The sequence below is a fragment of the uncultured Thiodictyon sp. genome (assembly GCA_903837595.1).
Taxonomy (GTDB): domain Bacteria; phylum Pseudomonadota; class Gammaproteobacteria; order Chromatiales; family Chromatiaceae; genus Thiodictyon.
The window spans coordinates 35,917-53,632 of sequence record CAILVI010000359.1 but is presented as its reverse complement, the minus strand read 5'-3'; the positions used below and the strand labels follow the sequence as shown (position 1 = coordinate 53,632).

Below are 17,716 nucleotides of genomic sequence, written 5' to 3'. Positions count from 1 at the left end.
CGGGGTGGCGGCGGTGGCGGCTGGTGATCGGCACACGCTGGCCATCAAGTCCGAGGGCAGTCTGTGGGCGTGGGGAGCAGACTGGTACGGCCAACTCGGCGACGGCAATGACATGGAGCGCTTGATGCCGGTTCAAATACTGGCCGGGGTCGCGGCGGTGACGGGCGGCGTTGATGGTAACAGCTTCGCCATCAAGACCGACGGTATCCTGTGGGCGTGGGGACATAACGAAGATGGCCAACTCGGCGACGGCAGCTTGGCGAATCGCCAGAATCCAGAGCAGATCCTGACCGGGGTCGTTGGCGTGGCGGCCGGAGGTAAGCACACGCTGGCCATCAAGTCCGACGGTAGCCTCTGGGCCTGGGGGGACAACTGGACCGGCCAACTCGGCGACGGCACGACCATAAGTCATAGGGTTCCGGTCGCGGTACTCACCGGGGTCGCGGCAGTGTCGGCTGGCTCCTATCACAGCCTAGCGCTCAAGACCGACGGCAGCCTATGGGCCTGGGGGGCGAACAGCGACGGCCAACTCGGCGATGGCACTACCACGCCCCGCCTGAGTCCGGTCCAGGTCCTGAGCGGTGTCGCGGCCGTGGCGGCCGGTTATTTTCACACCCTAGCCCTCAAGACCGACGGCAGCCTCTGGGCCTGGGGGAACAACTGGATCGGCCAACTCGGCGATGGTACAACCACGACACGCCCGACACCCAACCTGGTGCTTACCGGAGTCTCGGCGATGGCAAGCCTTGTCGATCACAACCTGGCTCTCAAGACTGACGGTAGTCTTTGGGCGTGGGGAGATAATCGGTATGGACAGATCGGCGACGGTACGGCCACTGATCGCTGCAGTCCGGTCGAGATCGGGCTCTTCCCCAAGCCGGACTTTATGGTAACCGGTGTCATCCTGACGCCGAGCAGTCCGACGGTCAACGGTACCTTCAGTACCTCAATCACGGTGAAGAACCAAGGCAGCGTGGCCGGTACTCCAGGGGTCCTGCAAGTCTGGGCCAACCAGGGCAGCCTACAGGACTGTGGCGCTGTGGGCGACCAATCCGCCACCCTGGCGAGCCTGGCGGCGGGCGCCAGCCAGACGGTCATAGTCAGCGGTCTGGCGGCGGGTGTGGGCGAGACTTTGCGCACCTTCATTGACAGCACCTGTCAGACCGCAGAGGCCGACGAGACCAACAACCAATTTACTACTGCTTATACCGTCGCGGTACCGTCCCCCGACTTCGTGGTAACCGGTGTCGTCCTCACCCCGAGCAGCCCAACGACCGGTGACACCTTCAGTGCCGCGGTCACGGTGCAAAACCAGGGCAGCGTGGCCGGTACTCCGGGGACGTTGCAGGTCTGGTCCGACCAGTCTGCTGCGCAGGCGTGCGGCGCGGTGGGCGACCAATCCGCCACCCTGGCGAGCCTGGCTGTGGGTGCCAGCCAAACGGTCACGCTCACCGGTCTGCCGGCGGGTGTGGCCGGCGCCAAGGACCTGCTCGCTTTCATCGACAGCGCCTGTGAGACCGCAGAGGCCGACGAGACCAACAACCAATCTACTACGGCCTATACCGTGGCGGCACCGCCACCCCCGGACTTCGTGATTACCGGGGCTGTCCTCACTCCGAGCAGCCCGACGGCCAACGGTACCTTCAGCGCCGCCATCACGGTACAGAATCAGGGCGGCATGGCCGGTCCGGCGGGGACGTTACAGGTCTGGTCCAACCAGGCCACCGTGCAGACGTGCGGTACCGTGGGCGACCAGTCCACTACCCTGGCTAGCCTGGCGGCGGGCGCCAGCCAGACGGTCACGCTCACCGGCCTGCCGGCGGGTGTGGTCGGGGCCAAGACCCTACGCGCCTTCATCGACAGCGCCTGTCAGACCGCGGAGACCGACGACGGCAATAACCAATACACCACGGGCTATGTCGTCAGCCCCGCCCCTTTGAATATTGCTCTGGGGCGTTGGTATGGTAATGGTGTTGTGGAACAATTCGATGTAGCCGCGGATGGCGCAATATCCGGGATGCAGTCTCTTGCTGATATTGGAGCTACAGGATATTGTCACTGTTCTGGCACTTCGCCATTGTGCCCATTTTACGATGGTCCATACAATCCTAGGAATGGCGCTGGTTTCCTCCCAATCAGCATTGAAAATTCAAAATTTAGCGCTATTGGTGGTTCTTTCGAAGGGTGCGGCACAAATGACAACCGCTGCTGGAGACAAGTGCTGTTGGTAAATGGCTCTTTCGATACACCCAATAGTGTGGGGGGGACGTTTGATTTTACAGACACTGACAGCCGACAGCTACCTTATAATAACGGTACACTCAATATAACGTGTTCCGCTGCGAGCAAGGGTGCTTGGGTCGCCACTGCGCAGAACCGTATCTACCCCCTCATGGTCAGCAAGCCCGGTGTGGGGGGCGGCACAGTAACCGGCACCGGCATCGATTGCGGCACTGATTGCAATGAGCTCTTGGTCAGTGGCACCAGCGTGACCCTCACGGCCGTGGCCGACAGCCTTTCCATCTTCACCGGCTGGAGCGGGGCCTGCACGGGCTCGGGTGCCTGCACGGTCACGATGGACGCGGCCAAGGGCGTCACGGCCACCTTCAGCCGACCGCTGCTGACCGTGACCAAGGCCGGAACGGGTTCGGGTACGGTGACCGGAGCCGGGATCGACTGCGGAACGGACTGTACCGAAAGCTATCCCAAAGGTACCGCCGTCACCCTGGTCGCCAGCGCCGCGATCGACTCCACCTTCACCGGCTGGAGCCCCGACACCTGCGCCAGTGCCTTTGCGCTGACGGCCAACACCACCTGCACCGCGACCTTTACCCTCAACACTTACGCCATCACCGCTACCGCCAACCCGGCGGCCGGCGGGACGGCCAGTTGCACGCCCAACCCGGTCACGCCGGCCGGTACCGGCATCTGCACCGCCCGGGCTGGCGCTGGTTTTATCTTCGCCGGTTGGCGCGGGGACTGCGCGGGGCAGGTCGGCGCGACCTGCACTCTGAGCAACGTCACCTCAGCCAAGGCCGTCACGGCAATGTATCTTAAGACGGCGCTGGTACTGCCGAGCCGCGGCGGTTGGCGTGCCGTCCTGGGGCAATGAGTTAGCAGCTTGTCGGACTTCGGCGTCCCGTCGGGGCTGCGGGTCCGGTACACTCTCGAGCGGGGCTTCTTGCCCTGCGGGGCGGGGCGGGTCGGGTCGCCTGTCGCGGTCCGCGCATCCCCGCGCGCTGCCGCATTCGGTTACACTGTGCGCCACCCCAGCGCCACTTTCGGCCCAACCCTTGCCAGGCCCCTTCAGCGCATGACCTACCAGGTGCTCGCCCGCAAATGGCGTCCCAAGTCGTTCGCCGATATGGTGGGCCAACAGCATGTGGTGCGGGCACTGAGCAACGCGCTCGACCGTGATCAGCTCCACCACGCCTATCTGTTCACCGGGACACGCGGGGTCGGCAAGACCACCTTGGCGCGCATCCTGTCCAAGGCATTGAACTGTGAACGGGGCGTGAGTTCCACCCCGTGTGGGGTCTGTAGCGCCTGTCGGGAGATCGATGCGGGGCGCTTCGTGGACCTGCTGGAAGTAGATGCGGCCTCGCGCACCAAGGTCGAACAGACCCGCGACCTGCTGGACAATGTCCCCTATGCCCCGGCCTGCGGGCGCTTCAAGGTGTACCTCATCGACGAGGTACATATGTTCTCCAACAACAGCTTTAATGCGCTGTTGAAGACATTGGAGGAGCCGCCGCCCCATGTGAAGTTCCTGCTCGCCACCACCGACCCCCAGAAGGTGCCGGTGACGGTCCTGTCGCGCTGTCTCCAGTTCAATCTGCGCCGCTTGCTGCCCGAGGAGATCCGAGAGCGTCTGCGCTTCGTGTTAGAGACCGAGGGCATCGACGCCGAGGCCGGCGCCCTGGCCCTGTTGGCGCGGGCGGCGGATGGCAGCATGCGCGACGGCCTGAGCCTGCTGGATCAGGCGATCGCCTACGGGGCCGGCCGGGTCACCGAGGCCGAGGTGCGGGCCATGCTGGGGAGCGTCAGCGGTGATCTGACCTTCGGCCTGGTCGAGTCCCTGGCCGATGCCGACGGCGCCCGGCTGCTGGCCGAGGTGGAGCGCGCCAGTACTCTGACGCCTGATTTCGGCGAGCTGCTGCGTGAGGTGATCGGCTTGCTGCACCGCCTGGCGCTGTTCCAGCAGGTACCGGAGACGCTGGCGGCCGACGACCCTGAGTACACGCGCATCGCGGCCCTGACCGGGCGGCTCGCCGCGGCTGACATCCAGCTCTATTATCAGGTCGCACTCACCGGTCAGGCGGACCTGGCCCTGGCCCCGGACCCGCGTGCCGGATTCGAAATGGTCCTGCTGCGCGCACTGGCCTTCCGGCCCGCGGAGGGCGCGGAGCTGCGGGCGCTGGCGGGTACCGCGAGTCAGGGCCCACGTCCGCCGGCCCGCGTACCGCCCGCCGGGGTGGTCGGCGGGGGGGGCGAGGAGACTCGCGCGGCGGTCAGTCCCCGGCCGGGTCCTGAGTCCGAGCGGCCGTCGGCACCGTCGGCGCCAGCGGCGACGCTGACCAGCACCGCCGACTGGCACCAGTTGGTCGATCGGTTGGGGGTGGGCGGCATTGCCAGTCAGCTCGCCCACCACTGCGGATTCATCGAGCAGGGCGCGGGTCGGCTGGTTTTGAGCCTGGACCCGGCCGCGGAGCAACTGCGTTCGCCGGGGACCGAGGAGCGCCTGCGCGCCGCTCTGGAGGCCGCCCTGGGTGCCCCCCTGCGCCTTGAGATCCGTGTGCTGCGGCCGCTGCAGGAGACCCCGGCGCAACGGCTCAGCCGGGAGCAGGAGGCGCGTGCGCAGGCCGCCCAGGACACCCTGGCGGCCGATCCGATGGGGCGGCGCCTGCGTGATCAATTCGATGGCCAGTGGGTTCCGGGTAGTATTGAGCCCGTGGACTGACTGTGCCCTTTTTCATCAACCCGGCGACCTGGCCGTGCGGCCGTCGTCGCCAACCTGGAGGCAGTGCATTGTGAAAGGCGGAATCGGTGATCTGTTGAAGAAGGCGCAACGGATGCAAGAGGATATGAAGAACGCCCAGGAACGGCTCGCTGCGGAGGAGGTGGTGGGTGAGGCCGGCGGCGGCATGGTCAAGATCACCATGACCGGCCAGCACCTGGTGAAGCGCATCGAGATCGATGCCGCACTCATGGGCGACGACAAGGACATGCTGGAGGACTTGTTGGCCGCCGCGTTCAACGGCGCCTCCCAGCGGGTGGCCGAGAAGACGAAAGAAAATATGGCCGAGCTGACCGCGGGTCTGCCCTTGCCCCCCGGCTTCAAGCTACCGTTTTAGTGCGGATCGCGGCCTGGCGTCCGGTCCGGCGGCGATCCCCGAGCGATCCATTATGACCATTCATGGCCGAGCGCACTGATACCCCATGGCCGAGCGCACTCTACTCAATCAGTTGATCGATGCCCTGCGCTGTTTGCCGGGGGTCGGGCCCAAGTCCGCCCAACGCATTGCCTTCCACCTGCTGGAGCGCGATCGCGACGGCGGTAGCCGGTTGGCGCGCGTGATGGGTGAGGCGATGGCCCGCATCCGCCGCTGTAGCCGCTGCCGGACCCTGAGCGAGCATGAACGCTGCGGACTCTGCGCCAACCCCAACCGCGATCCGAGCTTGCTGTGTGTGGTGGAGCAGCCCTCGGAGATCGTCGCCATCGAGCACGCCACTGACTTTCGCGGATATTATTTCGTCTTGGGCGGGCACCTGTCGCCGCTGGACGGCATCGGGCCCGCGGACCTGGGGCTGGATCTCCTGGAGGCGCGGCTGCGCGAGGGTCTGGTCAGCGAGTTGATTCTGGCCATCAGCCCGACGGTGGAGGGCAGCGTCACCGCCCAGTATATTGCCGAGTGCGCTGGGGCGACCGGGGTCCATGTCACCCGCATCGCCCACGGCGTCCCCTTGGGGGGGGAATTGGAGCATGTCGACGGCGGTACCCTGGCGCTCGCCTTTAGCGGGCGGCGCACGCTGTGACCCAACCACTAACCACTAACCACGGATGACTGGCCTATGAGCGACACCATCTTCGGCAAGATTGCCCGCGGCGAGGTTCCGGCGGATGTGGTCTATGAGGACGACGAGGTCCTCGTCTTCCGCGATCTGGGCCCCCAGGCCCCGGTCCATCTGCTGGTGATTCCGCGCAAGCCCATCGCCACCCTGAACGACGCGCAACCCGCAGACGCGCAGTTGCTCGGCAAGCTGCTGCTGGCGGCGGCCAAGGCAGCGGCCCTCACCGGCATTGCGGATAGCGGGTATCGTACCGTGCTCAATTGCAACGCGGCCGGGGGGCAGGAGGTGTTTCACCTGCACCTGCACGTACTGGGTGGGCGCCCGATGCAGTGGCCGCCGGGTTGAGTGCCACCGGGTTGAGGGTCAGGCACCGCAGGCCGAAGGAACACGACGGTACTAGGCCGTCTTGCCGTTAACGGGTAGCATTATGGCAGTGAATTCCAGATCATCCACGGGCGAGGCGTCCCCCGCCTTCGAACTGAAGGCGGCGGGCTTTACCCTGCCAGTTATCCGCCTGTTGAATGGCAACATGGAGGTGCTGGCCGAGCAGATCGGGGCCAAGGTGGAGCAGGCCCCGGACTTTTTTCGCAATACGCCAGTGGTGATCGACCTCGGGGCCTTCCCGGACGGGACGGAGGTTGAGTTTCCACTGTTGGTAGGTCTGCTGCGCGGCTATGGAATGATACCGTTCGGTGTGCGCGGCGGGAACAAGGCGCAAAATGTCGCGGCGGAGGCGATGGAGCTGGCCATCCTGGGTGACGCCTACCTGCGCCCGACCAAGGCGGCGCCCGAACCGGCGCCGGAGACGCCCCGGCGGGGTCTGCCGACCTTCACCCTGGTGACCCGCCCGGTGCGCTCCGGACAAGAGATCTATGCGGCGGGCGGTGACCTGTCGGTGGTGGCGTCCGTGAGTTCCGGTGCCGAGGTGGCCGCAGACGGCAACATCCATATCTACGGTTGCCTGCGCGGACGCGCGCTGGCGGGTAACCGCGGCAATGCCGACGCGCGCATCTTCTGCCAGGACCTCCAGGCCGAACTGGTCTCGGTGGCCGGGCATTACCGGGTCGCCGAGAATATCCCGGCTGACCTGAGGGGGGTCCCGGTGCAGGTCTTTCTGGACCAGAAGGTCTTGCGGATCGAGCGAATTTGAGGCTTTAACGGCGGGTCCAAGGTACCTTGAGCAGGTGCCGGTATACCCCAAAAGGAGGGTCGTAACTTGTCGAGAATCATCGTAATCACGTCGGGTAAGGGTGGTGTGGGCAAGACCACCACCTCCGCTGCACTGTCCATGGGGCTGGCCCAGCGGGGCCATCGGACCGTTGTCATCGACTTCGATGTGGGGCTGCGCAACCTGGACCTGATCATGGGCTGCGAACGGCGAGTCGTGTATGACTTCGTCAACGTGATCAACCACGAGGCCAATCTGAATCAGGCCCTGATCCGCGATAAGCGGTGCGACAACCTCTATGTGTTGCCGGCCTCGCAGACCCGCGACAAGGAGGCCCTGACCAAGGAGGGTGTGGGGCGGGTGCTGGACGAACTCTCCCAAAGCTACGAGTTCATCGTCTGCGACTCCCCGGCTGGGATCGAGCACGGCGCCACCATGGCCATGTACTACGCCGACGACGCGGTGGTGGTGACCAATCCGGAGGTGTCCTCCGTGCGTGACTCTGACCGCATGCTCGGCATTCTGGCGAGCAAGTCGCGCCGCGCCGAGACCAACGCGGAGCCGATCCGCGAACTCCTGTTGCTGACCCGCTATGACCCGCCGCGGGTGGAGACCGGGGAGATGCTGAGCGTCAAGGACGTGCAGGACATCCTCTCACTCGATCTGCTGGGCATCATCCCGGAGTCCAAGGCGGTGCTCACCGCCTCCAATGCCGGGGTGCCGGTGATCCTCGACCGCGAGAGTGATGCCGGTCAGGCCTATAGTGATGCGGTGAGTCGGTACCTGGGGGAAGAGGTACCACACCGCTTCATGACCGCGGAGAAAAAAGGCTTCTTCAACCGCCTGTTCAGGGGATAAGCCATGGGTCTACTCGACTACTTCCGCAACTCCCGGCCCGACGGGACGGCGAATGTGGCCAAGGAGCGATTGCAGATCCTGGTCGCCCATGACCGGGCCGAGCGCCATCGCCCCTCCTATCTGCCCAAGCTTCAGCGTGAGATCCTGGAGGTGATCCGCAAGTATGTAGACGTGGATATGAGCGCGGTCTCAGTCAACTACGAGCAAGAGGAGTCCCACGAGGTACTGGAGTTCAACATCATCTTGCCGGATACGGTGCGGCATGTGGTCTGACGGCAGCCGGCCGGCGGGTTGACCGCGTTCCTACCTCTGCGTGATCTCGTTCCCACGCTCCAGCGTGGGAATGCAGTCTTGGCCGCTCCTGCGGCCCGAATCCGCACGCGACGCCGGAGCCTGGAGCCAGAAATCCACCCAATCGGAGGCATCCATGTCGCTACCCGTGCTTGCCCGGTCCGCGGACCGTTTCACCTGGAGTGACTACCGCTCCTAGCCGGATGACCAGCGTTGGGAGTTGATCGACGGGGTGGCCTATGCCATGTCCCCGGAGCCATCGATCAGACACCAGGATGTTGTCTTGCGCTTGTCCAGTCGGATCGAGCAGCAGCTGCGAGGCAAGCCCTGCCGACCCTTTGTCGCTCCCACCGATGTGAAGTTCTCGGAATCAGACGTGGTCCAGCCGGACATCCTGGTGGTCTGCGACCCCGGTAAGATCACCCCCAGCCACATCGAAGGCGCCCCGGACCTGATCGTCGAGGTCCTCTCCGCTGGAACCTCCGCCAAGGACCTGCGCGACAAGAAGGCACTCTATGAACGTGCCGGCGTGCGCGAATATCTGGTCGTCGACCCGCTCGAGCAGTACGCCATCCGTTTTCTACGGACCGCCGACGGGTATGACAAGGGCACCGTCTTTGCCGCCGATGAGGTCTTGAGTTCAGCCACCCTGGCGGCGATTGAGATACCGCTGTGGGAGGTGTTCGAGGTGCCGGGGCTGGCGGTGGTCGCGCCCGCGTGATCTGGTTCGCCTGGCCGCGTCCGGCAGTCACCGCGGATAGCGATCACTGCAATGCCAACCGGTCGGGTGTTCGCCGTTGCGCCGCCGGGTTACACTATCGCCCCTCTCCAACCGAGGGATTGACCCGCCACAATGACGCAAACCGACTGTGCACAGTGTCTACGCCCGGCCTTCACGGCGCGTCTGGCCCGGGACCTGACCGAGCAGCGCCGCTGCATCAACCTGGTTGGGGCTCCCGGTCAGGGGCGCGGGCGGCTCCTCGCCGACCTCCAGCGCACCGGGGGTACGACCCTCTGGCTCTGCGCCGACCTCAAGGAATACCGCTATGACTTCCCGGGCCTGATCGCCAGGCTCTGGGACCAGACCGGGCTGCCCGGCGGTCAGCCCGCGACCCTGGGCGAGCTGGCCGACCGGCTGCGCGGGCGCAGCGCCTGCCTGCTCTTGCACCACTTCGATGCCGTGCTCGACGAGCCGGATGTCGATGCCGGCTTCGATGTCCAATTCCTCAACGGGCTCAATGCACTCAAGGCGCACGGCCTGACCCTGTTGGGGGTGACCGAACGGGGTTATACGAACTATGTGATGGTGACCAGGGCCGGGGAGCGGCGGGTCTCCACCCTGATCCTGGAGCGCGAAGACCTGCGCCCCTTGACCCGGGGCGAGGCGGCGGCCGAGGTCGCCCGGCGTCTGCCCGAACTGACCGAGGCCGAGCGGGCGCGGCTTGCCGAGTGGATCGCCGGGCACCCCATGCCGTTGTCCTTTCTCGATTTCGTGGCGGGTCGCGTCGGCGACGGCGAGCGCTTGGGGTCCTGGCTGACCCGACGGAACCAGCATGGGCGCTGGCGGCGCGAATTCGCCGCCCGGCAAGGGCATGGAATCACCCCGGCGGATGCGCAGCGGCTGCGCCGACGGCTGCGGGTCTGGTGGCGTGCCATCGGCGGCCATGAAATCCGCTGGCCTTTGGCAGGGCTCGCCAAGGCGGTCGAGCGGTGGCTGGGCGGCAAGAATGGGGGGGACTGAAGGCATGGACCGCCGGACGCCTTTCCGGTTGCCGGCCGAGCCCAAGACCGGGTTGGACCTGCTGTGGTGGACCTATTTCGAGTGGCCACGGTTGGTGGCCTGGTCGCAGCGGCTGCCGCGGCGGCGGGTCCAGGCACTCTATCTGCGGGCACTGCCCTGGCTGGCGTCCCTGGCCATCGTCTGTTACCTGTTGTCCTCCGCGCTCATCGCGACGACCGACCTGCCGCTGCACTTTCCCGATCAGTTCAGGTCCGGCGTCGTTGCGGCCTTCAAGGACACGACCGACTGGGGTGGGCGGTTCTATTGGCTAGTCGCTGATTCTGCATTAGCAGTTCTCCGACGTCTGGCATTGGGCCTGGCAGTGGGCCTGGCATCGGGTCTGGCAGAAGGCCTGGCATTTGGCCTGGCATTGGGCCTGGCATTGGGCCTGGCATTTGGTCTGGCAGGGGGTCTGGCAGCGGGCCTGGCATTGGGCCTGGCATTGGGCCTGGCATTTGGCCTGGCATTGGGCCTGGCAGTGGGCCTGGCATGGGGCCTGGCATTTGGCCTGGCAGGGGGCCTGGCAGTGGGCCTGACAGATGGCTTGCTCAGCGGTGTGGGTTTGGGGGGTGGTTTCTGCGCGGGCTGGCTAGCCGGTTGGCTGCGGCTACCCGTCTATGTCCCCCAATCATTGATCGCATTGGTCCGCCTGGACCTGCGCCACAATCCCTATCTTTACGATGTCGGGGTGCGGCTTCCGCTCTGGCGCGCCCGGCGTCGCCTGTCCGATGAGTCCTTTGCCGATCCCGAGACCGGCGCGGCCTTCGGCGCCTTCCTGCTCGAATATCGCCCGTTCCAGGCCGGACTCGCCGCCGCCGTCCTGCACGCCGCCAACGCCGGGGGCTGGCGGCTCCATCCGCTGGAACCCGGGGTCCTGGTGCCGCCGCTACTGCCCAAGGAACAGACCGGCTTCCAACCCAGCGCAGACTGGCAAGCGGCGCTCGCCGCCCTGAGGGCCGACCTGTGTGCGGTGCGCACCCAGACCAATATCCGCCTCAAGCGCGACGCCTTCCAGCATTTTTATCGCCGGCTGGAGGCATTGCGCCGATTGACCCTGGCCGAGCCGCCGCGCTGGAACCGCTGGTACCTGCAGGCGCTGGACGCCTGGCTGGATGAGGCGGGAAAGGAGCGCCGCAATCTCGCCGACCAGGCCAGTGCATTGGAGCCGATGGCACCCAACCGCTACCGCGCCGGTACCCCGCTGCGTCCGGGTCAGGACCAGGCGGTCTTCTTCGGCCGCGAGGACTTGCGCCAGGCGCTCGCGCGCGAGGTCCTGACCGCCACAGATTTGACCTGACCCAGGGGCATCCGGAGTTGCTCCAGCGGTTGTGTTACCAACTGGTGTCGATCGCCAACCGCGAGGGGCGTCATGCCATGACCATGGCGGACCTGGATGAGTCGCTTGGGCAGGTGCTCGCGCGAGAGACGCCGCCGATGGAGCGCTTTTGGCACGAGTTCTGCCGGGAACCGGCCTGCCGTGATTGTGTGGAGCAGGTATTGGCGGGTGAGCCGCCGACCGACCGGGCGGCCTTGCGGCGTCTGCTGGACAATGGCTATGTGGTGGCGGACGGGGCTCGGGTGCGGCTGCGGGTGCCGCTCTTTGAGGATTGGTTGCGGCGCTATCGGGATGGCGCATAGGCGTTCTTGACCGGTCCTTGTTCCCCTGGAACAGAAGGGGTCTTGGCCGGTAGGGTCCGCCGTGCGGACCTTTCATCGGCCGGGTTCGCGCGGGATTCGGTTCGTGCAGCGGACCCCGCGGGGCTTGATGCCGTGGTTTCTCAACTTGGTGCCCCGGCTTTCCCCCTTGGGACCCAGCGAGCCGGCCTTGGGCCCATGGTAGGTCGACTTGAGCCCAAGACAGGCTAACATGCGCCCAAGGTAGGGATGCATGGACCAAAGATGGGAACGCACGGACCAAAGATAGAAACACATGGACCAAAGATAGGAACGCAGGGCCCCAAGATAGGGATGCGTGGGCCCATGTCTGGGCCGCGGTCCGCTCAGGTCTGCCCGGCGGACCCCGTGGGGCTCCCTGGTGTAACCTGTCGGTTGCGCCATACCATCACAGCCGTTCCAAATTTGGGCGTTAGCCGGATTTCTGGTGGATGCGCTGCGCTTATCCACCCTACGAAACCAGCGCGGCCGTAGGGTGGATCAGGCGCGCCGCACGCTGTTGGGGACTGGGCTCCCGGGTCGCGCGCGCCGCATCCACCATTCCGTTGCATGATGCCACCCAAGTTTGGAATTGCTGATACCATCACGGGACCAGTCCCTTATGCGAGATTCAGGGCCAGAATCAACCAAAATGCCCGCACCGGACCAGGCCGTCATCCGCCTCAAGGCCCGCTTGCTGCGAAGCTACCGCGCCCGGATCTGCGGTGACCTGGTCCGCCCGGCCACCGCGGCCAGCCTGCTCGAGCTGCCGCCGGACCTCGCCCCGGGCCTGCGCGAGGCACTGAGCGACCGCGGTCTGTCCCAGCTCTATTCCCACCAGCGCGAGGCCTTCGACCTGGCCCAGGCCGGCCGGCACCTGGTGGTCGCCACCCCGACCGCCTCCGGCAAGACGCTCTGCTACAACCTGCCGGTCCTGGACGCCGTACTCCGGGGCGGTAAGAAGGCGCTCTATCTCTTTCCCACCAAGGCCCTGGCCCAGGACCAAGTGGCTGAGCTGATCGAACTCGGTCGGGCGCTCAAGACGGCGGGCGGCGAGGGCGTGCGCGCCTACACCTTCGACGGCGACACCCCCGGCGACGCGCGCAAGGCGGTGCGCACCCGCGGTGACATCGTCGTCAGCAACCCGGACATGCTCCACCAGGCGATCCTGCCCCACCACACCAAGTGGGCGCAGTTCTTCGAGGGGCTCGCCTACGTGGTGGTGGACGAGCTGCACAGTTACCGCGGCGTGTTCGGCTCCCATGTGGCCAACGTGTTCCGCCGGCTGCGGCGGGTGTGCCGCTTCTACGGGGTCAGGCCGACCTTCATCTTCACCTCCGCCACCATCGCCAATCCGGCGGAACTCGCGCAGCGCCTGTGCGGTGAGACGGTGACGGCCATTACCGAGAGCGGCGCCCCCCAGGGTGAGCGTCACCTGTTGCTGTGGAACCCGCCGGTGATCAACCCGGACTTGGGGATTCGCGCCTCCGCCCGCTCCCAGACCACCCGCATCGCCCGCATGGCCGCGGTGGTCGGGCTCAAGGCGATCGTGTTCGCCCGCTCCCGGCTGATGGTGGAGGTGATCACCAAGTATCTTAAGGACGTGTTCGACAAGGACCCGCGCCATCCGCCGCGGGTGCTGGCCTACCGCGGCGGCTATCTGCCGAGTGAGCGGCGTTTGGCCGAGCAGGCGATGCGCGCCGGGCGGGTGGACCTGGTGGTGAGCACATCCGCGTTGGAACTGGGGGTGGACATCGGCGCACTGGACGTGGCGATCTTAAACGGCTACCCGGGCACCGTCGCCGCCACCTGGCAGCGACTGGGGCGGGCCGGGCGGCGGCTGCGGCCATCGCTCGGGGTGCTGGTCGCGACCAGTGACCCGCTCGACCAATATCTGGTGCGGCACCCGGAGTTCTTCTTCGGCGCCTCCCCGGAGCACGCGCGCATCCACCCGGACCAGCTGCTGATCCTGCTGGAGCACGTGCGCTGCGCGGCCTTTGAGCTGCCGTTCCGCGACGGCGAGACCTTCGGCGCCGAGGATCTCACCGAGATGCTCTCTTATCTGCGCGACCAGGGCGTGCTGCAACACCAGGGCGACCAATGGTTCTGGGTGGCCGACAGCTATCCGGCCAACGCGGTCTCACTGCGCTCGGTGGCTGAGGGCAACTTTGTGGTCATCGACACCACCGGCGGACGCCAGACCATCATCGCCGAGGTGGACTGGTCCAGTGCCCCCGGCACCCTCTATGTCGGCGCCATCTATATGATCCAGGCCCAGCCTTACCAGGTGGAGCGCCTGGACTGGCCGGGGCGCAAGGCCTTCGTCACCCGCACCCAGGCGGACTATTACACCGACGCCATCGACTACACCCGGCTCAAGATCCTGGACCGCTTCCAGGGGCGCACGTGCGGGCTGGGCGCCACGGCCAACGGCGAGGTCCACCTGGTGCGCCGCTATCCCGGCTACAAGAAGATCCGCTATTACAGCCACGACAACATCGGCTACGGCAACATCGACCTGCCGGACCAGGAGATGCACACGACCTCAGTCTGGTGGCAGGCCGAGCCGCGCGCGCTGGAGTCGGCCTTGCCTGACCGCGCACAGGCGATTGAGGGTTTCCTGGGCGCCGCCTATGCCCTGCACCATGTCGCTGCGCTGCGCTCCATGGCCGAGCTGCACGACCTGGGCCGCGCGGTGGGGGACGGGCAGGGGACCTGGTTTGCCGTGACCGGGGCCGAGGGGCGCGGCCAGTTGCGCGGGCCGGACAATGCACCGGTGGACGGGGAGGGCGTCGACCGTTTCGAGCCCACGCTCTTTTTGTATGACAACTATCCGGGCGGGGTGGGGCTCTCGGCGCCGCTCTATGACGCGGCGGATACCCTGGTGCGGGATGCCCGCGACTTGGTGGCCGGGTGCGCCTGTACCGGCGGGTGCCCGGCCTGCGTGGGACCCATCATGCCGGGGGATGAGGCGCGGGCCATCACGCCGCGGGCGGCGGCCTTGGCCGTGCTGGGGCTTCTGGGAGGGGCGGTCGAGGTCGTGGCTGAGCATGGGGTTTGAAGACCGCTTGCGGCGCATCCGCGGTCAGGGGGGGGGCACTGAGGTGCCGCCGGTGCCGTCCCCGACCGACGGGCCGACGCTGGCCGAGCGGTTGCGTCGGGTCTCGACCGGGCGGGCGGTGCCAGAGCCTACCGTGACCCGGACGCCCGACGAGGCCGCGCTCGCCGCCGTCCTGGGCGCCGACATTCTGGCCCCTGGGGTGTTGCGGCTGGAGCGGCGCATCGATGCGCGGTTGCGGCACGGCCGGGGTCTGCTCGGGCAGGCCCATGTCCCCCAACACCTGCCCTGGATGCCGGTCCATCCCGTAGGGTGGATAAGCGCAGCGCATCCACCAGAAGCCCATCCGCCCGGCGCCTGGCTCTGCCTCGATACCGAGACCAGCGGCCTGGCCGGCGGCACCGGCACCTGGGCCTTCCTCACCGGACTGTTGCGCGCCGAGGGCTCCGGTTGGTGCCTGCGCCAATACCTGCTGGCCCGCTTGGACGCGGAGGCCGCCTATCTGGAACTGATGGGTGCCGAACTGGGCGCGGACGCCGGGCCTGCCTGCCTGCTCACCTACAATGGCCGCAGCTTCGATGCCCCGCTGCTCACCACCCGCTTCCGCCTCGCCGACCGCTCGGCCCCACTGGTCGCGCTCCCCCATCTGGATCTCCTGGCCCCCACGCGCCGTGCCTTCGCCCGCGTCTGGCCCGACTGCCGGCTCGCCACCGCGGAGTCCCGCCTGCTCGGCGTCCAGCGGGCCGACGACCTCCCGGGTTCCGCCGCCCCGGCTGCCTGGCTCGGCTGGTTGCGGCGCGGTGAGACCGGACCGCTCGCCGCCGTGTTGCGCCACAACCGGGCGGATCTCTTGTCCCTAGCCGGACTGCTTCCGGTGCTGGATGCCGTCTACCGTGACCCGGCCGCCTTCGGTGCCGACTGCCGGTCAGTCGCCGCCGCCCACCAGGCACGGGGCGATCAGGCGCAGGCCCTGCGCATCCTGGCCGCCAACCGGCGCGACCTGGACGCGGCGGGCCTGCACGACCTGGCGCGACTCTATCGCCACGCCCAGGACTGGGGGCGGGCGGTCGGCATCTGGGAGGAACTCTCGGCGCGCGGCGACCCGCAGGCCCACGCCGCCCTGGCGCGCTTCCACGAGCACCGCGGCGGCGACCTGGGCCGGGCCCTGGAACTTGCACTGGCCCTCCCGCCGGGGCCGGAGCGGGAGCGGCGCTGCCGGCGGATCGCGGAGAAGTTGGAGCGGGCGGGGCGCAATCTCAGTCTGGGTGGACTGGGGTGACCTGACGGGGCGTCGGGCTCTTTCCTTTAGTCCGGATGGAGGGCTTGATCATCACTCCAGCTGGGGGCATCGGGTTGCAGTCGCCAACATCAGCGTCGATTGCGGCGCTGGTCGCATCAGACGGCGAGCGGCGCCGAGCAACGCCCGCCCTTGGGCCTAACCCCCCGCCCTGGTGTATCCTGTACGGTCAAAACCCGACCGCTCGCGATCGATCCGTTCCGCTCAACCAGCTCTGGAAGCCTCTGCACCGTGACTCAGCTCAAGAACGATACCTTCCTGCGCGCCCTGTTGCGCCAGCCCGTGGACTACACCCCCGTGTGGATGATGCGCCAGGCCGGGCGCTACCTGCCCGAGTACCGCGCCACCCGCGCCCGTGCCGGCAGTTTTATGGACCTGTGCATGAACCCGGAACTGGCCTGCGAGGTCACGCTCCAGCCGCTGGAGCGCTTCCCGCTCGACGCGGCCATCCTGTTCTCCGACATCCTGACCATCCCGGACGCCATGGGCCTGGGGCTGTATTTCGCCGAGGGTGAGGGACCGCACTTCGAGCACCCGGTGCGCTCCGCCGCCGATGTGGAGCGAATCGCTGTACCTGACCCGGAGGATGGTCTGCGTTATGTGATGGACGCGGTGAGCCTGATCCGGCGCGAACTCAACGGCCGCGTGCCCTTGATCGGCTTCTCCGGCAGCCCCTGGACCCTGGCCACCTACATGGTCGAGGGTGGCAGCACCAAGAACTATGCCTTCACCAAGGGCATGATGTATGACCGCCCGGAACTGCTCCACAGCCTGCTGGCCAAGGTGGCGGATTCGGTGACCGTCTATCTCAACGCCCAGATCGCCCGCGGCGCCCAGGCGGTGATGATCTTCGATACCTGGGGCGGTGCGCTCACCCCGGCCAAGTACCTGGAATTTTCGCTGGCCTACATGCAGCGCGTGGTGTCGGGTCTGACCCGCGAGGCCGAGGGCCGGCAGGTGCCGGTGGTCCTGTTCACCAAGAACGGCGGTCAATGGCTGGATCGGATGGCCGAGACCGGCTGCGATGCACTGGGCGTGGACTGGACGACGGACCTGTCCGCCGCCCGTCTGGCGGTCAAGGACAAGGTGGCCCTGCAGGGCAATCTGGACCCCTGTGTCCTCTACGCCTCCCCAGAGCGCATCCGAGAGGAAGTGGCGACGGTGCTGGCGAGCTACGGCCACGGCCACGGCCATGTGTTCAACCTGGGCCACGGGATCACCCCGGACGTCAATCCGGAGCACGCCGGGGCCATGGTGGCCGCGGTCCATGAACTGAGCCCCGCCTATCACCAAGGCGTCTAAGTTCTGACCTGCCTCCGGCCGCGACGCGGCCGTGTGAGACCGGCGTGGCGTCGCGGGTTACCGCGGCGTCGCGTCGCGGCCGGGGGGCCGCTCCTACCCGGGCGTTCGCCTGTGCCCTTTCTCCTGCACCTCACCGTCAAGACGGTTCCTGCTCCAGCCGTGCCCGGTTCAGATTATTCCTACCCCAGTTGCAGCCGATGTCTTAGTGACTGTGACTGCCATCACGGTTATGCTTGT

The 17,716-nt window shown here is 66.9% G+C and carries 14 protein-coding genes and 1 pseudogene; all 15 read left to right on the top strand.

Features of this window, described 5'->3' with window-relative positions; all coding sequences use genetic code 11:
* Positions 1-3,112: CARDB domain-containing protein (locus tag QZY44_RS20620; RefSeq protein ID WP_295451134.1), on the top strand; the 3,112-nt coding region annotated here is incomplete at its 5' end.
* Between the two features lie 201 nt (positions 3,113-3,313).
* Positions 3,314-4,960, top strand: a complete 1,647-nt coding sequence (dnaX, locus tag QZY44_RS20615) for a DNA polymerase III subunit gamma/tau (protein WP_295451131.1) — start codon at positions 3,314-3,316, stop codon at positions 4,958-4,960.
* A 67-nt stretch (positions 4,961-5,027) separates the two neighbouring features.
* Entirely contained in the window at positions 5,028-5,354 is a 327-nt protein-coding gene (locus QZY44_RS20610; protein WP_295451145.1) for a YbaB/EbfC family nucleoid-associated protein, read from the top strand.
* 85 nt (positions 5,355-5,439) lie between these two features.
* Positions 5,440-6,036 carry a recombination mediator RecR gene (gene recR, locus QZY44_RS20605; RefSeq protein ID WP_295451128.1) on the top strand — a complete coding sequence of 199 codons (597 nt, stop codon included), beginning with the start codon at positions 5,440-5,442 and terminating at the stop codon, positions 6,034-6,036.
* A 36-nt stretch (positions 6,037-6,072) separates the two neighbouring features.
* Positions 6,073-6,417: a histidine triad nucleotide-binding protein gene (locus QZY44_RS20600; protein WP_295451124.1), complete on the top strand. Its 345-nt coding sequence runs from the start codon at positions 6,073-6,075 to the stop codon at positions 6,415-6,417.
* An 82-nt stretch (positions 6,418-6,499) separates the two neighbouring features.
* On the top strand, positions 6,500-7,222 hold the full coding sequence (gene minC / locus QZY44_RS20595) for a septum site-determining protein MinC (RefSeq protein WP_295451117.1): 723 nt from the start codon (positions 6,500-6,502) through the stop codon (positions 7,220-7,222).
* Between the two features lie 66 nt (positions 7,223-7,288).
* The gene (gene minD, locus QZY44_RS20590; RefSeq protein ID WP_295451114.1) at positions 7,289-8,098 is read left to right on the top strand and encodes a septum site-determining protein MinD; all 810 of its coding nucleotides are present in this window, start codon (positions 7,289-7,291) and stop codon (positions 8,096-8,098) included.
* Positions 8,099-8,101: 3 nt separating this feature from the next.
* Positions 8,102-8,371 carry a cell division topological specificity factor MinE gene (minE, locus tag QZY44_RS20585; RefSeq protein WP_295451112.1) on the top strand — a complete coding sequence of 90 codons (270 nt, stop codon included), beginning with the start codon at positions 8,102-8,104 and terminating at the stop codon, positions 8,369-8,371.
* 232 nt (positions 8,372-8,603) lie between these two features.
* A pseudogene (locus QZY44_RS20580) lies at positions 8,604-9,110 on the top strand (Uma2 family endonuclease); the annotation flags it as partial.
* 132 nt (positions 9,111-9,242) lie between these two features.
* Positions 9,243-10,130 (top strand): hypothetical protein, encoded by an 888-nt coding sequence (locus QZY44_RS20575; protein WP_295451110.1) that lies wholly within the window; start codon positions 9,243-9,245, stop codon positions 10,128-10,130.
* Between the two features lie 4 nt (positions 10,131-10,134).
* Positions 10,135-11,466, top strand: a complete 1,332-nt coding sequence (locus QZY44_RS20570; RefSeq protein ID WP_295451107.1) for a hypothetical protein — start codon at positions 10,135-10,137, stop codon at positions 11,464-11,466.
* A 29-nt stretch (positions 11,467-11,495) separates the two neighbouring features.
* Positions 11,496-11,807 (top strand): hypothetical protein, encoded by a 312-nt coding sequence (locus QZY44_RS20565; protein ID WP_295451105.1) that lies wholly within the window; start codon positions 11,496-11,498, stop codon positions 11,805-11,807.
* 667 nt (positions 11,808-12,474) lie between these two features.
* Positions 12,475-14,883, top strand: a complete 2,409-nt coding sequence (locus QZY44_RS20560; RefSeq protein WP_295451103.1) for a DEAD/DEAH box helicase — start codon at positions 12,475-12,477, stop codon at positions 14,881-14,883.
* The gene (locus QZY44_RS20555) at positions 14,873-16,159 is read left to right on the top strand and encodes a ribonuclease H-like domain-containing protein (RefSeq protein ID WP_295451101.1); all 1,287 of its coding nucleotides are present in this window, start codon (positions 14,873-14,875) and stop codon (positions 16,157-16,159) included. The genes QZY44_RS20560 and QZY44_RS20555 overlap by 11 nt, the downstream gene beginning before the upstream one ends.
* Before the next feature lie 249 nt (positions 16,160-16,408).
* Positions 16,409-17,479, top strand: coding sequence for a uroporphyrinogen decarboxylase (gene hemE, locus QZY44_RS20550; RefSeq protein WP_295451099.1), 1,071 nt, complete (start codon positions 16,409-16,411; stop codon positions 17,477-17,479).
* Positions 17,480-17,716: the final 237 nt, after the last annotated feature.

Bases quoted from the DNA above. Each gene is read 5' to 3' on its own strand.
- QZY44_RS20600 (WP_295451124.1), top strand. From the start codon at position 6,073: ATGAGCGACACCATCTTCGGCAAGATTGCCCGCGGCGAGGTTCCGGCG.
- QZY44_RS20575 (WP_295451110.1), top strand. From the start codon at position 9,243: ATGACGCAAACCGACTGTGCACAGTGTCTACGCCCGGCCTTCACGGCG.
- minE (WP_295451112.1), top strand. From the start codon at position 8,102: ATGGGTCTACTCGACTACTTCCGCAACTCCCGGCCCGACGGGACGGCG.
- QZY44_RS20570 (WP_295451107.1), top strand. From the start codon at position 10,135: ATGGACCGCCGGACGCCTTTCCGGTTGCCGGCCGAGCCCAAGACCGGG.
- recR (WP_295451128.1), top strand. From the start codon at position 5,440: ATGGCCGAGCGCACTCTACTCAATCAGTTGATCGATGCCCTGCGCTGT.
- dnaX (WP_295451131.1), top strand. From the start codon at position 3,314: ATGACCTACCAGGTGCTCGCCCGCAAATGGCGTCCCAAGTCGTTCGCC.
- QZY44_RS20560 (WP_295451103.1), top strand. From the start codon at position 12,475: ATGCCCGCACCGGACCAGGCCGTCATCCGCCTCAAGGCCCGCTTGCTG.
- QZY44_RS20555 (WP_295451101.1), top strand. From the start codon at position 14,873: ATGGGGTTTGAAGACCGCTTGCGGCGCATCCGCGGTCAGGGGGGGGGC.
- minC (WP_295451117.1), top strand. From the start codon at position 6,500: ATGGCAGTGAATTCCAGATCATCCACGGGCGAGGCGTCCCCCGCCTTC.